Source organism: Bradyrhizobium sp. USDA 4541 (assembly GCF_024171085.1).
GTDB lineage: Bacteria > Pseudomonadota > Alphaproteobacteria > Rhizobiales > Xanthobacteraceae > Bradyrhizobium > Bradyrhizobium australafricanum.
This window is the reverse complement of sequence record NZ_JALJZF010000001.1, coordinates 354,371-368,975: the sequence shown is the minus strand read 5'-3', so window position 1 is coordinate 368,975 and position 14,605 is coordinate 354,371. Positions and strand designations below refer to the sequence as shown.

At 65.6% G+C, this 14,605-nt stretch carries 13 protein-coding genes; 5 read left to right on the top strand and 8 right to left on the bottom strand.

Features of this window, described 5'->3' with window-relative positions:
• Positions 1–136: 136 nt before the first annotated feature.
• A complete protein-coding gene (locus J2R80_RS01775; protein ID WP_076824943.1) occupies positions 137–976 on the bottom strand; it encodes a protein-disulfide reductase DsbD domain-containing protein in 840 nt (279 codons plus the stop codon).
• A 136-nt stretch (positions 977–1,112) separates the two neighbouring features.
• Here J2R80_RS01775 and J2R80_RS01770 point away from each other — a divergent pair, with 136 nt between their 5' ends.
• Positions 1,113–1,772, top strand: a complete 660-nt coding sequence (locus tag J2R80_RS01770; RefSeq protein WP_076824945.1) for a YqgE/AlgH family protein — start codon at positions 1,113–1,115, stop codon at positions 1,770–1,772.
• A 239-nt stretch (positions 1,773–2,011) separates the two neighbouring features.
• Here the strand turns inward: J2R80_RS01770 and J2R80_RS01765 are convergent, their stop codons facing one another.
• The 4 genes from J2R80_RS01765 to J2R80_RS01750 all read right to left on the bottom strand — a co-directional run bounded on the left by J2R80_RS01765 (position 2,012) and on the right by J2R80_RS01750 (position 4,972).
• A complete protein-coding gene (locus J2R80_RS01765; protein WP_253588175.1) occupies positions 2,012–2,719 on the bottom strand; it encodes a transposase in 708 nt (235 codons plus the stop codon).
• A complete protein-coding gene (locus J2R80_RS01760; protein WP_253637911.1) occupies positions 2,703–3,116 on the bottom strand; it encodes a hypothetical protein in 414 nt (137 codons plus the stop codon). The genes J2R80_RS01765 and J2R80_RS01760 overlap by 17 nt, the downstream gene beginning before the upstream one ends.
• An 87-nt stretch (positions 3,117–3,203) precedes the next feature.
• Positions 3,204–4,091, bottom strand: coding sequence for a TauD/TfdA family dioxygenase (locus tag J2R80_RS01755; protein WP_253637910.1), 888 nt, complete (start codon positions 4,089–4,091; stop codon positions 3,204–3,206).
• A gap of 101 nt (positions 4,092–4,192) precedes the next feature.
• Positions 4,193–4,972: an SDR family NAD(P)-dependent oxidoreductase gene (locus J2R80_RS01750; protein WP_076825229.1), complete on the bottom strand. Its 780-nt coding sequence runs from the start codon at positions 4,970–4,972 to the stop codon at positions 4,193–4,195.
• Positions 4,973–5,151: 179 nt separating this feature from the next.
• Here J2R80_RS01750 and J2R80_RS01745 point away from each other — a divergent pair, with 179 nt between their 5' ends.
• A complete protein-coding gene (locus J2R80_RS01745) occupies positions 5,152–5,886 on the top strand; it encodes an SDR family NAD(P)-dependent oxidoreductase (RefSeq protein ID WP_076825228.1) in 735 nt (244 codons plus the stop codon).
• A 59-nt stretch (positions 5,887–5,945) separates the two neighbouring features.
• The gene (locus tag J2R80_RS01740; protein ID WP_050387227.1) at positions 5,946–6,323 is read left to right on the top strand and encodes a CsbD family protein; all 378 of its coding nucleotides are present in this window, start codon (positions 5,946–5,948) and stop codon (positions 6,321–6,323) included.
• A gap of 203 nt (positions 6,324–6,526) precedes the next feature.
• Here the strand turns inward: J2R80_RS01740 and J2R80_RS01735 are convergent, their stop codons facing one another.
• Both J2R80_RS01735 and J2R80_RS01730 read right to left on the bottom strand, forming a co-directional pair.
• Positions 6,527–8,233, bottom strand: a complete 1,707-nt coding sequence (locus J2R80_RS01735; protein WP_076825226.1) for an SGNH family hydrolase — start codon at positions 8,231–8,233, stop codon at positions 6,527–6,529.
• Between the two features lie 322 nt (positions 8,234–8,555).
• Positions 8,556–9,935, bottom strand: coding sequence for a lytic murein transglycosylase (locus tag J2R80_RS01730; RefSeq protein WP_057016421.1), 1,380 nt, complete (start codon positions 9,933–9,935; stop codon positions 8,556–8,558).
• A 224-nt stretch (positions 9,936–10,159) separates the two neighbouring features.
• Between J2R80_RS01730 and galU the strand changes: the two genes are divergently transcribed.
• Positions 10,160–11,035: a UTP--glucose-1-phosphate uridylyltransferase GalU gene (galU, locus tag J2R80_RS01725; protein ID WP_028334743.1), complete on the top strand. Its 876-nt coding sequence runs from the start codon at positions 10,160–10,162 to the stop codon at positions 11,033–11,035.
• 260 nt (positions 11,036–11,295) lie between these two features.
• Here galU and J2R80_RS01720 read toward each other — a convergent pair whose 3' ends face one another.
• Complete coding sequence (locus J2R80_RS01720; RefSeq protein ID WP_076825224.1) at positions 11,296–12,252, bottom strand: hydrogen peroxide-inducible genes activator; 957 nt, start codon at positions 12,250–12,252, stop codon at positions 11,296–11,298.
• A 118-nt stretch (positions 12,253–12,370) separates the two neighbouring features.
• On the opposite strand from J2R80_RS01720, the gene katG reads away from it, so the two are divergent.
• Complete coding sequence (gene katG / locus J2R80_RS01715; protein ID WP_253637909.1) at positions 12,371–14,536, top strand: catalase/peroxidase HPI; 2,166 nt, start codon at positions 12,371–12,373, stop codon at positions 14,534–14,536.
• Positions 14,537–14,605 lie beyond the last annotated feature (69 nt).

Here is a 14,605-nt window from a genome sequence, read left to right as displayed (position 1 = left end):
TCTATCAACGAAACGTTAAGATTGGGTTCGGTGACGCACCTCTTCGGGGGCGTCCCGGGGCAGTGCGAAGCACTGAAACCGGGAGCTCGAGATTCCGGGTTCGATGCGCTGCTTCACCCCGGAATGACCCTACGGCTCAATTCAAATTGATATTGAATTCGTAGCTTTTGTCGCCGCCGACCAGCGTCAGCTTCAGCGCGGCGCCGTCGGCCTTGGCGCCGGGCGGCAGGCCGTCGAGCTCGAAAGAGAAACGCTTCACGCCCGGCGGCGCCTGCGCAACGAGCTTGGGCACCGGCAGCGCCCAGTCGGGCGTCGGCCCCTCGACGAACAGGCTGAGGTCGCGGCTCTCGGGCGCGGTGACATCGACCAGCACGTTGTTCTTGCCGTCGCGCTTGACGTCGCGGATCGAGAACGGGATGGGGTCGCCGATATTGGCGGGCTTCGGCACCGCGTTGAGCGCTTCCGAAAGCGCGGCGTCCTCGGTCGAGGCGACGCTCGCGAACGCCAGCTCGGCCTTCGCCTCCACCGGTACGCACAGCTTCTCGCACACCGCGTAGTTGATGTCGGCGCGCAGCACCAGCGGCTTGTCGGGATTCTTCGCCACGATGCGCAGCGGCAGCACCACCTGGTGCTTGTAGCCGAGCGAGGTGCCGCCGGCGCCGTCGTCGAATTGCCGCGGCGCCGGCCACATCACGGTGACCGCCTCGACGTTATCCGACCTGGAGAAATCGAACCGCGGCGGCACGCCGGAATCGCCGGGCGTCCGCCAATAGGTCTTCCAGCCGTCCTGCAATTGGAACGCAATGCCGCCAAGCAGCACCGCGCCGCTGCGCGATCCGGCGAGCAGCCGCACCGCCGAATGCGTGTCCTGTTGCCACGGCGAGGCGTCGTCGGCGCGGACCTCCGTTGCCGTACATGCGACGGAAAACAGGGCGGCAACGCCAAATGCGGCACGCAAGGGAACTATGACGATCATGAGACGTCTTTACCCGCAACTTTCGGTGCAAACCATTGAATTGCTTGTGATGCATCGCCGCACGGCGGTCGATGGTTGATTGACAGAACCGCCACCCGATATCAGGATGCCAAATCAGCAGGAAAGGCCTTTGCGGATGCGCCCTGAAGGCAAAACAGGCAAGACTCGCAAAACCGCCGCCGGCAGAAGCCCGGCCGTCGGTGCCCATGCCGCCGAAGGTGGCTATCTCGACGGCCAGATGCTGATCGCGATGCCTGTCATGAACGACCCCCGCTTCGAACGCTCCGTGATCTACATGTGCGCGCATTCCTCCGAGGGCGCGATGGGCATCATCGTCAACCGTCCCGCCGGCAGCATCGATTTCCCCGGGCTACTGGTGCAGCTCGACATCATCGAGAAGTCGGACCAGATCCAGCTGCCCGAGAATGCCGAGATGATGAAGGTGATGAAGGGCGGCCCGGTCGATACCGGCCGCGGCTTCGTGCTGCATTCCAGCGACTTCTACATTCAGGATGCGACGCTGAACATCGACGACGGCATCTCGCTCACCGCGACCGTCGATATCCTGAAGGCGATCGCCAAGGGCGCAGGGCCGAAGCACGCGATCCTCGCGCTCGGCTATGCCGGCTGGGCGCCGGGCCAGCTCGAGAACGAGATCCAGCACAATGGCTGGCTGCATTGCGACGCCGATCCGGAATTGATCTTCGGTACCGACGTCGACGAGAAATACGCGCGCGCCTTGCGCAAGATCGGCATCGAGGCCGGCATGCTGTCGAACGACGCGGGCCACGCGTAGGCCGCGCTGACGTCGTCGACGATCCCAACGCATTCTCAGTGTCGTCCCGGCGAAAGCCCATAGGCGCTAAGATAGTTTGATCATAGTCTGATAGTGGCGCTTATGTCTGGGTGGCTCGCGTAGATGTCGCCAGAGAGCGTGACTGGCTCTGCAGAGTAGAGCGATTGCGGGCTGTGGAATGATCGCTTGCCGTAGCGAAGCGACGAGCTGGCGCAGCAGACGCCACGTCACTGGGTGGGTCAGGCGGCGTCGGCCAAGCGGGGAGAGTCTTCGAGTTCGTCGACGAGCGGCTCGAGCAATAGAATGATCAGCAGATGAGCGAGGATATGGGGTCTGGCGGACCGCTCGTCGGTTCCGGGAGGTCCCTTCAGGCCAATCAGGCTTTTCAGCCGCTTGAAGCCGAGCTCAATGCGCCATCGCAGCCGATAGAGGGCGAGGATATCTGCAGTCGTGAAGTCCTCTGGCCTGAGTGAGGTCACCAGGATCACCCAATCTGCGGCGTCAAGTGTTTGCCTGGAGAGCTGATGACCTCCCTTTTGTGCAGTCCGGCGCGCCTTGCGTCGCGCAGCCGCAGCAGCTTGCGCCGGCTTCTTCGCGGCAACCAGACGCACTGCGAGCGGCGGCGCACCTGACTTGCGCTTTATCCAAATCGGCCGATCGATCAGGCCACGCGCCGAGGCGTTGCGCAGTTCGGCAGTGAGGTCAACAAGATTACCTTCGGCATCGAGCCAGCGCGCGCTCTTCCAGCCGGCCCGGATCACGAAGTCCGCATCGGCATCGACGAGATGCGCCATGCGCTCCGGTTGCAGATAGGCGCGATCGGCAAGACGGATCTCACCGGCAACCGCCGGTATCCGATCCAGCGTCTCGCCCGCTCGCTGATCGGTCAGTTCGAAGTGACCAAAGCGCTCCTGCGGAAGATCGAACGCGCTATGGATACGCCACACTGCGTTCTTGTTCCTGCCGCTCGTCCCAGCCTTTGGGGACCGTCGTGGCGTCAACAATACGGATCAGACGACCGCGGCTCGCCTTCGGCGCCGCGGCGGCAAGCGCCTGCTCGACCAAGATTGCCAGCCAATCTCCGCACTGACGTAAGCGATACAACAGAGCCACGTTGGAGATATCGACAAGCCCAACCGACGTGGCCCATGCCGCCGTCAACCGCAGCCCTTTCTCACCAAGGCAATAAGCCAAGATCAGGCGCAGCAAGTCGACCGCATTGCTGATCTCCCGCGGACGGACAAACGCCTTCGTCTTGCGCGCGCCAATGTTCAGAGCCTCGGCTCCGCCAAGTCGGGCGACAACGCGCGCCCAATCTTTGTTCACAAGCGATTCGTGTGCCATTCCATCTTGGAATCACAAGCGAATCCAAGGCGCAAATCCTATTTTAGCGCCTATGGGCTTTCGCCGGGACGACACCAGTAGTTCCGCCTACTCCGCCGCCTCCTGCGCGACCGTCGGCTGGGTGCCCGCGACCGTGGCGCGGCGCATGTCGCGGGGCTGCGACTGGTCGTAGCGGCGGACGCGGTGCACGGTCTGGCGGTTGTCCCACATCACGAGGTCATGCACCGTCCATTTGTGCACATAGACGAATTCGGGCTGCGTCGCGTGCTCGGTCAGATCGCGCAGCAGCAGCCGCGCCTCCGGCATGCTCATGCCCCTGATGGCGCCGGCGTGAGAGGACAGATACAGCGACTTGCGGCCGTGCACCGGATGCGTGCGCACCAGGCGCTGCAGCACCGGCTTGAACATCTGCTTCTCCTCGTCGGTGTAGTCGAGGAAGCCGAGCGAGCCGCGCGAATACATCAGCGAGTGCTCGCAGATCATGTCCTCGATCTCGGCCTTGGTCTCGGCGTCGAGCGCGTCATAGGCGGCGCGCATGTCGGCGAATTCGGTGTTGCCGCCCTTCGGGTTCACCACGCGCGCCGACAGCAGCGAGAATTTCGCCGGGATCGGCCGGAACGAGCTGTCGGAATGCCACAGGCAGTTGCCGAGGTTGAACAGATGGGTGCGGTGGTCCTTCGGCAGCGGCTTGCCGTCCTTGCCGAGATTGCTGACGTCGTTCAGCCCGGAGGCGAGGCGGTAGTCCTGCTTCTTCGTCACCGTGCCGCCGCGCGCATCTTCGCGCTCGCCGAAATTCAGCGCGAATGCCATCTGCTGATCGTCGGAGATGTCCTGGCCGTGGAACACAAGCACGGCGTATTTGTCCATGCCGGCCTCGATGTCGATCGCTTCCTGCTTCGTCAGCGGCTTGCGCAGATCGACGCCGGAAACCTCGCCGACGAAATGCTTGTGAAGCTGCCGGATCAGGACCGTCATTGGCGTTTCTCCCCGTCTATCGCGGGCGGTTTTCCCGCTTCATTTGACGGGAAGGCTACTCGACGCGCGCGCGCTGTCAACGCTCGCGGGCCGTGCGCGGGTCAGGCATTCCGCGCCATCAACCCGCCGTCGACCGGAATCACGGCGCCGGTCAGGAACGATGCGGCGGGCAGGCACAGGCTCAGCGTCATGTGCGCGACCTCTTCCGGATCGCCGTAACGGGCGAGCGCGGTGCGGCGCTTGGCGTAGAGCGTCTTGTGCTCCTCGGAGATGCGGTCGGTGATGGCGGTGCGGATCGGGCCCGGGCAGATGCAGTTCACGGTGATGCCCTCGCGTCCCAGTTCCACCGCGAGCGAGCGGGTCAGGCTGGTGACGCCGCCCTTGGCCGCGGAGTAGGGGCTGTGCAGCGCGGTCGCGCCGAGCGCCTCGGTCGAGGCGATGTTGACGATGCGCGGCGAGCGCGACTTGCGCAGGTATGGCAGTGCCGCGCGGATGATGCGCGGATGCGCCGTCAGCATCACCGCGATGCCCTTGGCCCAAGCGTCCTCGTACGCGGGATCGTCGATCGGCACCCGCACCGAGATGCCGGCATTGTTGACGATGATGTCGAGCCCGCCGAAATGCGCGGCGACGTCGTTGACGACTTTGGTGATGGCGTCGCGATCGCCGACGTCGAGCGTCCAGGCCTTCGCCGAGCCGCCGCTTGCCGAAATCTCCTTCGTCACCGCCTGCGTGCCTTCTTCGGTCAGGTCGGTGACCGCGACATTGGCGCCTTCATCGGCAAACACCCGCGCGGTGGCGCGGCCCATGCCGCTGGCGGCGCCGGTGACGAGAACGGTGAGGCCCTTCACCGAACGGCTGAGCTGCTTGTATTCGGACATGACGGACCCCCGTTGATTTTCTGCGTTGTGAGAGACGGCAACGCTGGCACCGATCGCAAGATACGTCAAACCACTGATCCCATATCGGCATGCGCGCAGCGCGTTAACGCAAGTTTCCCGGTTGGCTTTCCGAGAAGGATCATGCTCAACAAGACAACAGCACGAGAGAGGAACGCGCGATGAACGAGCTCGATTTCGGCGGCAAGCAAGTATTGGTGGTCGGCGGCTCCAGCGGCATCGGCAACGGCATCGCGCAGGCGTTCCGCGCCAAGGGCGCGCGCGTCGCGATCTGCGGCACCCGCGCGCAGGCGAGCGACTATTCCGCCGAGGAAGGCTCGCATCTCGAGGGCCTCGCCTACGCGCAGCTCGATGTCAGCAACCCGCAGGCGATCGAGGCCTTCAAGCCGTCGTTCGACCGGCTCGACGTGCTGGTGCTGGCGCAGGGCGCGGTGATTTACCGCCGCGGGGAATTCGAGATGGAGGGTTTTCGCAAGGTGCTCGAGGTCAACCTGATGAGCCTGATGGCCTGCGCGACCAAATTCCAGGCGATGCTGAGCGCAGCTAAGGGCTCGCTGATCATCGTGAGCTCGACCGCGGCCTATCATTCGACCATGGGCAATCCGGCCTACAACGCCTCGAAGACCGGTGCCGTCGGGCTGACGCGCACGCTCGGCGAGGCCTGGGCGGAGAACGGCATCCGGGTCAACGGCATCGCGCCCGGCCTCGTCGACACCAAGATGACCAAGGCGACGACGGCCAATCCGAAGCGTCTCGAAGGCGCGCTCGAGCGCATTCCGCTGAAGCGTCTCGGCACGCCCGCCGACATGGCCGGCGCCGCGCTGTTCCTGGCCTCGCCGCTTGCCTCCTACATCGTCGGCCAGACCATCGTCGTCGACGGCGGGTTGATCCTGTAACCGCAGGAACCTGCGCGCCGTTTCCCGGTTAGCTCCCGGACAGATCAGGGAGCGTGACGATGGACAAGGATCGGATTTTCGGAACGGCGAAGGAGTTCGCGGGCAAGGCCGAAGGCGCGGTGGGCGACGCGACCGGCGATGCGCAGACCCAGGCCTCGGGCCGCGCGCGCGAAGCCGCGGGCTCGGTGCAGGATCTCTACGGCCAGGCCAAGGACGCCGCGCGCGACGCCGCCGACACCGCGGTCAACTACGCCAAGGACGCCTATGAGCATCGCGGCGAGACCGTTCGCAGCGGACAAAAGGCGATGGCGCATGCGGTGCAGGAGAACCCGCTGGGATCGCTGCTGATCGCCGGCGGCATCGGCTTTGCGCTCGCGCTCCTGATGACGCGCCAGCCGCGCCGCCCGCCGCCGTCGCGCTGGCGCTACTACGGTTGATACCATCTCGCCCACCGTCATTGCGAGGAGCTCGCGACAAAATTGCAAAGCAATTTTGCGCTGAAGCGACGAAGCAATCCAGCCGTCCGCGCGTGCGGATCGATGGATTGCTTTGCGGAGCCTGTCATCGGGCGCGTGTTCGCGCGACCCGTTGGCTCGCAATGACGTGGATGTAGCGTCAATTCTATCGGAAGACGCGCGGCCTACTGCCACGGACTCCCCGGCACTGCGGCCCGCTGTCCGACACCGCGCGGCGGGCGCGGCGGCGGAGCGACCAACGGGCGCTGCTGCGGCGCGCCGAACCCGAACAGATCGCGCAGCCAAGGCTGTGTCTGCGGCTGCTGTTGCGGCTGGGCCTGGGTCTGGGCCGGACGGAACACGCGCCTTGGCGGCTTCGGTGCGGTGATGATCGAGCCGTCGGGCGCGATCGCCGTGGTCGAGGGCGGCGGATTGGCCGGTCCGCCCGCCGGCGCGGCGGGCGTGGTCGCGGCAACCGGCACATCGCCCTTGGCTTGCTCGCGGCCCATCTCGCGGCGCGGCCAGACGAAATCATCGGCGCGGCCGGCGGGCGGCGCCAGCGCCTCCCCCTTCACCAGCGTGCGCGCGGCGAGCGCATCGACGGCGGCGGGCCGCGAGCCCGGTCCGCCGAGCAATTGATCGGTGCCGACGGTGGAGGCGACCAGCGGCAGCACCGGGCCCGCCAGCGGCCGCGGCGCGGGCTTGCCGGGCTCCGCGCTGGTATCCGGCGTCGCGGGTTCGCTCGGCAGCGCGATCGGCCCGGAGCGCACCGCGAGCAGGCGCGTCACCTCGCGCTCGACATAATGCGCGAGCTTGCGCGCGCCGGCCTTGGTGAAGAACACGCCGTCATCGGTACGCAGCTTGCGGGGCTGGCCTTCGAAGTCCGGGCCCTTCTGCATGAAGCGGCCGGCCTCGTCGACAAAGCCGTCCCAGACGTCGACATAGGTGATGCCGGCCTTGCCGGCGCCGTCGCGATAGAGCGCGTCGAGGAACAGCATGTCCGACGTGCCCTTCTGGCCGCGGATCGCGGGCAGGCCGACCCACAGCACCGGCACGCCCTTGCTCTTCAGCACGTTGATCAGCTCCTCGATCTTCTTGCCGTAGAGCTCGACCCAGCGGTCGTCGCGGAATTCATAGAGGCCGTTGGGCGAGCGCGCTGTCTTTTCCGGCGCGGCCTGCGAGTCATTGTCGGCGTCGTCGGCCGGCGGCTCGGCCTCGACCGGCTTGCCATCAGTTTTGGCGGCGGCATCGGGCTTGTCGCCCGGCTTGGCTTCGGGCTTGCCGCGCGCGTCCTTTTTCTCGTCCTTCTTGTCGACCTTCTTCTCCACGACAGATTCGCGGATCGCGGTGCGGTCGTTGAGGCCGAGCATCACGACGATGGCGTCGGGGTTCTCGGTGGCGAGAATGCCCTTCGCGGCCGCGGCCCAATCCGCCGGATCGCCCTTGGGCTGATAGCGGATCAGGCCGGAGACCGTCTTGTGCTTGCGGATCACGCCCATGTCGGGCTGGTCGGAATAGGCATCTTCCAGGCCATAGCCGAGCCAGTCGGCCATGGCGTCGCCGATGACGAGCACGTTGCGCTCGGCGGCCGCCTCGCGCTTGGCCGGTGCCGGAGCGCGCGAGAAATCCTCGCGCGGCCGCTGCGGCTGCGATGATTGCGGTTGCTGCTGCTGGAACGGCGCGAAGAAATCGCCGCCGAACCAGCCGCCGCCGCCGTGCTGCGGCGGAGCGCGGCGCTGTGGTTGCGGCGGTCCGCCACCAAAGCCGGGGAAGCCGAAGAATTGCGCCGAGGCGGGCTGGGCGATGCCGATCAACAGCGCAAGCGCCACCGTAAGCGCGACCAGCGGACCGGCTTCGGTGAATATGCGCAAAAAGGACTTTGGCTCTCGCATCGCGTTCGGTCGCAAATGATCTGGAAGTACGTGAGCATACTAGCGGAATCGGGCCGCAAGCGGGCAGCTTTTCCACCATAAATCGGGTGCCTCCGGCCGCCGTCAAGGCAGGCGGCAAATATCGGATTTCACGGTTACTTTAGGGGTGGAGGGCCCAGCCGTCGCGGCGACGGAACCGTGCCTCCTCTCCCGCTTGCGGGAGGGGCAAGAGCCGTAGCCCGGATGGAGCGAAGCGCAATCCGGGACCAGACCAGTCGCACGGCGAGAACCCCGGATTTCGCTGCGCTGCATCCGGGCTACGGGGCAGCCTCCGGTTTCAGCCCTACCGCCCCCTGAGCCGCTCCAGCACCTCGGCGGTGGCAAAACCGTCGGCCGGTGCCCCGATCGACACCTGGAAGCCGCGCAGCGCCTCGCGGGTCTGGCCGCCGAACTGGCCGTCGGGCGTACCCTTGTAGAAGCCGCGCTGGGCCAGCAGCTGCTGTAGTTCCAGCCGCTCGGCGCGCGACAGCACCCGCTCCTGGCGCGGCCAGGGCTGCGCGAAGGGCTGGCCGCCGCGCAGGCGGTCGGCGAAATGGCCGATGGCGAGCGCATAGGCCTCGGCCGGGTTGTACTTCATGATCACCCGGAAATTCTGCAGCATCAGGAAGCCCGGCCCCTCGGCGCCGGCCGGCGCCAGCAGATAGGCCTTGTCGGACGGCCGCGGGAACGGCTGGCCGTTCGGCCGCTTGAGGCCGAGATGCTCCCATTGCGACAGCGGCATGGCCTTGGCGCGGTCGGCCAGCATGTAATTGAGGCCTTGCGGCAGCACGACCTCGTAGCCCCAGCTCGCGCCGGTCTGCCAGCCGTCCTTCTTCAGATTGTTGGCGGTCGAGGCGATCAGGTCGCTCGGATTGTCGACGACGTCGCGGCGGCCGTCGCCGTCGCCATCGACGGCATAGCGCTTGAACGCGGTCGGCATGAACTGGGTCGGGCCGAAGGCGCCGGCCCAGGAGCCGCGCATCTGCTCGGGCCTGAGGTCGCCGCGGTTGAGGATTTCCAGCGCCGACAGGAACTCGTCCTTGAAATAGGCCTGACGGCGGCCGATGCAGGCGAGCGTCGCGGTCGACTGCACCACGTTGCGATCGCCCATCTGGGTCGAGTAGTTCGACTCGATGCCCCAGATCGCCGCAATGATGTAGCGGTCGACGCCATAGGCCTTCTCGGTGGCATCGAACTGCGGCTTGTATTTCGCAAGGATCTCGCGGCCCTTGGCTAGCCTGGTGTCGCTGACCAGGATGTCGAGATAATCCCAGATCGCCTTGGTGAACTCCGGCTGCGAATCCATCAGATCCATGATGCGCAGATCGGGCGTCAGGCCGGCGGTGAAGCGCTCGAAATTCTCTTGGGTGATGTTGCGCCGTGCGGCATCTGGCCACATCGCTGCGACGCAGTTCGGGAAGTCCGACGCGGCTTGGCGGATCGCCGCTGCGGTCATCAGCGGATGGCCGGAGGCGCCGTCTTCACCGCTCCACGGCGGTGCCGCGCCGTCCTGTCCGGTTGCGGCCTGTGGCGGCGTCGCGTTCGGTCCGGAAAAGATGCTGTCGATCAGGTTGGTCAGGCCGTTGCCCGCCGACTGGGCTTGCGTGCTGCCGGGCAGCAGCAGGGCCAGCGCGATCAGGCTCGCGCCGAAAAGCTTGGTCCTTGATGTTCCCATCGCGCGCATTTGTCGTGTGCCTATCAAAATCGTGCTGTTCCAGAAGGCCCCGGCACGGTTTCCAATAACTTAACAAGGGCGAGATTTTGTTGCGGCCCGCATTTGGCTGACGGGAACGGCGGAATTAAGCCGCACCACACATCCGCCTTTGTTGGCGGCTGCAAAACGGGGTACCAAAGGCATGATTCATTTCGTGCCGCCGTCCCACCCATTTCAAGGCTTCCGATAATCCCATGAAGATCCGCAAAGCCGTATTCCCCGTCGCCGGTCTCGGTACCCGCGTGCTGCCCGCCACCAAGGCGATGCCGAAGGAGATGCTGACGATCGTCGACAAGCCCCTGATCCAGTACGTGGTCGACGAGGCCCGGGAAGCCGGCATCGAGCATTTCGTGTTCGTCACCGGCCGCAACAAGGGTGTCATCGAGGATCACTTCGACCGCATGTTCGAGCTCGACACCACGCTGGCGCAGCGCGGCAAGAAGACCGAGCAGGATATCCTGGCGCAGAACCAGCCGGAGGCCGGCGCGATGAGCTTCACCCGGCAGCAGGCGCCGCTCGGGCTCGGCCACGCGGTGTGGTGCGCGCGCGATATCATCGGCAACGAGCCGTTCGCGGTGGTGCTGCCGGACGAGCTGGTGCTGAACACGCCGGGCTGCCTCAAGCAGATGATCGATGCCGCGAGCAGGCTTGGTGACAAGTCGAACCTGATCGCGGTCGAGGCGGTGCCCGACGAACTCACCCATCAATACGGCATCTGCAGCGTCGGCAAACGCACCGGCAACATCTTCGAGGTCGACCGCATGGTCGAGAAGCCGCCGCAGGGCACCGCGCCGTCCAACCTGTCGATCACCGGCCGCTACATCCTGCAGCCCGAGATCTTCAACATCCTGGCCACGCAGGAGCGCGGCGCCGGCGGCGAGATCCAGCTCACCGATGCGATGATCGGTCTTGCGAAGACGCAGAAGTTCTACGGCGTGGAGTTCGAGGGTGAGCGCCACGATTGCGGCTCCAAGCCCGGCTTCCTCCGCGCCAACATCGCCTTCGGCCTCAAGCGCCCCGAACTGCGCGACGGCCTGATCGCCGAGATGAAGAAGTATCTGGAGAAGTAGGGGCGCCGCCTCATCTCGTCAGTCGCCGCGAGAATGCGGACGGATGATTCCCGGACCGCGCAACATATTCGATGTCGTCCTGGCGAAAGCCAGGACCCATTACCCCGACCATCAGTTGTTGAGCGAAGCTGGAGCCACGATCCCGTTCACAATCAAACGCGGTGGTTATGGGTCCTGGCTTTCGCCAGGACGACGGTTGTGGGGGTGGCGAGACGTGTGCGTCAAACGAGAACTACATCTTCGCCGCAGCGTCTCGGCAGTCACGCCACCTTCCTTCGCCCCGCGCGCTTCGCCGGCTCCTTGGCGCCGTCCTGTTTCGGCGCACGCAGGGCGCGGGCAGCGAGGCTGACGACCTCGGAGATCTGCTGGAGCTGCGCGGCAAGCGGAGAGGTCTTGCGCCAGACCATGCCGATGGTGCGCGAGGGCTGCGGGTGCTTGAAGCGCGAGACCGTGACCGGCGCCGAGCGCGTCTCCACCGTCACCGCCATCTCGGGGATCAAGGTGACGCCGATGCCGGCGCCGACCATCTGCACCAGCGTCGACAGCGAACTCGCGTCCAGCACCTCGCGCGGCGGCGAGGACTGCATGTTGCAGAACGACAATGCCTGGTCGCGGAAGCAGTGGCCCTCCTCGAGCAGCAACAGCCGCATCTCGCGCAGCATCTCGGCGCTCGGCACCGGCGTCTTGGCGTCCTCGCCCGGCCGCACCAGCAGGAAGTTTTCCGAGAACAGCGCGACCTCGGTCAGCGACGGTTCCGATACCGGCAGCGCCACGATCGCGGTGTCGAGCCGGCCCTCGGCGACTTCCTTGATCAGCTTCGGCGTCAGCGTCTCGCGGACATGGATGTCGAGCTCGGGATGCAGCCGCGCCAGGTTCTCGATCACCTTCGGCAGCAGATACGGCGCGACGGTCGGGATCATGCCGACCCGCAGCCGCCCGGCAAGCTTGTCGCGCGAGGCGCGCGCGAAGTCGCCGAGCTCATCGACCGAGCGCAGGATGTCGCGCACGCGGCGCAGCAGGTCCTCGCCGAAGGTCGTCAGCGTCACCTGCCGCGCATTGCGTTCGATCAGCACGCCGCCGACCGCCTGTTCCATTTCGCGGATCTGCATCGACAGCGCCGGCTGCGACACCGCGCAGGCATCCGCGGCGCGCCCGAAATGGCGGTGGTGGGCCAGAGCATCAAAATACCTGAGTTGCCGGAGTGTGACATTTATCATCAGATAATCTTATCGACGCGATCACTAAAGTCAATTTCCTCTGATGGATTGGGTTGCGTAGAATCGTTCTTGGAAGAGCTCCAGCGCATTCCAGAATCCATCACCTCGGAGAAGAAACATGGACGCAAAAACCGACGAAGGCGCGGGCAAATGCCCATTCACAGGCGGGCCTCGCGGGCACTCGAATCGTGACTGGTGGCCGGAGACGCTCGACGTTCAGGTGCTGCATCGCAACTCCAGCCTGTCCGATCCGATGGGCAAGGGCTTCGACTACGTCAAGGAATTCAAGAGCCTCGATCTCAACGCCGTGATCAAGGACCTCACGGCCCTGATGACGACGTCGCAAGAATGGTGGCCGGCCGACTTCGGCCATTACGGCGGCCTGATGATCCGCATGGCCTGGCACTCGGCGGGCACCTATCGCATCACCGACGGCCGCGGCGGCGCCGGTGCCGGTCAGCAGCGTTTCGCCCCGCTCAACAGCTGGCCTGACAACGCCAACCTCGACAAGGCGCGCCGGCTGCTGTGGCCGATCAAGCAGAAGTACGGCCGCAAGATCTCGTGGGCCGACCTGATGGTCCTCGCCGGCAACGTCGCGCTGGAATCGATGGGCTTCAAGACGTTTGGTTTTGCGGGTGGCCGCGCCGACGTGTGGGAGCCGGAAGAGCTGTACTGGGGTCCGGAAGGCACCTGGCTCGGCGACGAGCGCTACAGCGGCGAGCGCCAGCTCTCCGAGCCGCTCGGCGCGGTGCAGATGGGCCTGATCTACGTCAACCCGGAAGGTCCGAACGGCAATCCGGACCCGGTCGCCGCCGCGAAGGACATCCGCGAGACGTTCTTCCGCATGGCGATGAACGACGAGGAGACCGTCGCGCTGATTGCCGGTGGCCACACCTTCGGCAAGACCCACGGTGCGGGCGATCCATCGTTGATCGGTCCGGAGCCGGAAGGTGGCGCGATCGAGGATCAGGGTCTCGGCTGGAAGAGCAAGTTCGGCACCGGCGTCGGCGCTGACGCGATCACCGGCGGTCCCGAGGTCACCTGGACCCAGACCCCGACCAAGTGGAGCAACCACTTCTTCGAGAACCTGTTCAAGTACGAATGGGAGCTGACGAAGAGCCCGGCGGGTGCGAAGCAGTGGAAGGCAAAGGGCGCGGACGCCGTCATTCCGGACGCGTTCGATCCGTCGAAGAAGCATGTCCCGACGATGCTGACCACCGACCTGTCGCTGCGCTTCGATCCGGCCTATGAGAAGATCTCGCGCCGGTTCTATGAGCATCCGGATCAGTTCGCGGACGCCTTCGCCCGCGCCTGGTTCAAGCTCACGCACCGCGACATGGGTCCGATCCAGCGCTACCTCGGCCCGCTGGTGCCGAAGGAAACGCTGATCTGGCAGGACCCGGTGCCGGCGCTCGATCACGCCGTGATCGACGACAAGGATATCGAGGTGCTCAAGGCGAAGATCCTCGCCTCGGGTCTGTCGGTGTCCGAACTGGTGTCGACCGCCTGGGCCTCGGCCTCGACGTTCCGCGGCTCCGACAAGCGCGGCGGTGCCAATGGTGCACGCATCCGCCTTGCGCCGCAGAAGGACTGGGATGTCAACGAGCCGGCGCAGCTCAAGGGTGTTCTGAGCAAGCTCGAAGCCATCCAGAAGGAGTTCGGCAAGAAGGTCTCGCTGGCCGATTTGATCGTGCTCGGCGGCGCCGCTGCGATCGAGAAGGCGGCCAAGGACGGCGGCACCAATGTGAAGGTGCCCTTCACGCCGGGCCGCACCGATGCGACGCAGGACCAGACCGACGTCGAGTCCTTCGCTCCGCTCGAGCCGCGGGCTGACGGCTTCCGCAACTATATCGGCGGCAAGCATCAGTTCCTGCAGCCCGAGGAGGCGTTGGTCGACCGTGCGCAACTCCTGCGGCTGACCGGACCGGAACTGACGGTCCTCGTCGGCGGCCTGCGCGTGCTCGGCGCCAATGCCAAGAAGTCGAAGCACGGCGTCTTCACCGGCAAGCCGGGGACGCTCACCAACGACTTCTTCCTCAACTTGCTCGACATGGGCACGGTGTGGAGCGATGCCGGCCAGGGCGTCTATGAGGGCCGCGACCGCAAGACCAAGGCGGTGAAGTGGACCGGCACCCGCGTCGATCTGATCTTCGGCTCGCACTCGCAGCTGCGGGCGTTCGCCGAGGTCTACGGCCAGTCCGACTCCAAGGAGCAGTTCGTGAAGGACTTCGTCGCGGCCTGGACCAAGGTGATGAACGCCGACCGCTTCGACCTCGTGAAGTAAGCGGCAAGCAAACGGCAATCAGGGCAGGGCGGCGCTTCGGCGCCGCCCTGTTTCATTTGGGGGACGATG

Bases quoted from the DNA above. Each gene is read 5' to 3' on its own strand.
- J2R80_RS01735 (WP_076825226.1), bottom strand. From the start codon at position 8,233: ATGCGAGAGCCAAAGTCCTTTTTGCGCATATTCACCGAAGCCGGTCCG.
- galU (WP_028334743.1), top strand. From the start codon at position 10,160: ATGAAGATCCGCAAAGCCGTATTCCCCGTCGCCGGTCTCGGTACCCGC.
- J2R80_RS01720 (WP_076825224.1), bottom strand. From the start codon at position 12,252: ATGATAAATGTCACACTCCGGCAACTCAGGTATTTTGATGCTCTGGCC.
- J2R80_RS01730 (WP_057016421.1), bottom strand. From the start codon at position 9,935: ATGCGCGCGATGGGAACATCAAGGACCAAGCTTTTCGGCGCGAGCCTG.
- J2R80_RS01775 (WP_076824943.1), bottom strand. From the start codon at position 976: ATGATCGTCATAGTTCCCTTGCGTGCCGCATTTGGCGTTGCCGCCCTG.
- J2R80_RS01770 (WP_076824945.1), top strand. From the start codon at position 1,113: ATGCGCCCTGAAGGCAAAACAGGCAAGACTCGCAAAACCGCCGCCGGC.
- J2R80_RS01760 (WP_253637911.1), bottom strand. From the start codon at position 3,116: ATGGCACACGAATCGCTTGTGAACAAAGATTGGGCGCGCGTTGTCGCC.
- J2R80_RS01740 (WP_050387227.1), top strand. From the start codon at position 5,946: ATGGACAAGGATCGGATTTTCGGAACGGCGAAGGAGTTCGCGGGCAAG.
- J2R80_RS01745 (WP_076825228.1), top strand. From the start codon at position 5,152: ATGAACGAGCTCGATTTCGGCGGCAAGCAAGTATTGGTGGTCGGCGGC.
- J2R80_RS01750 (WP_076825229.1), bottom strand. From the start codon at position 4,972: ATGTCCGAATACAAGCAGCTCAGCCGTTCGGTGAAGGGCCTCACCGTT.
- katG (WP_253637909.1), top strand. From the start codon at position 12,371: ATGGACGCAAAAACCGACGAAGGCGCGGGCAAATGCCCATTCACAGGC.
- J2R80_RS01755 (WP_253637910.1), bottom strand. From the start codon at position 4,091: ATGACGGTCCTGATCCGGCAGCTTCACAAGCATTTCGTCGGCGAGGTT.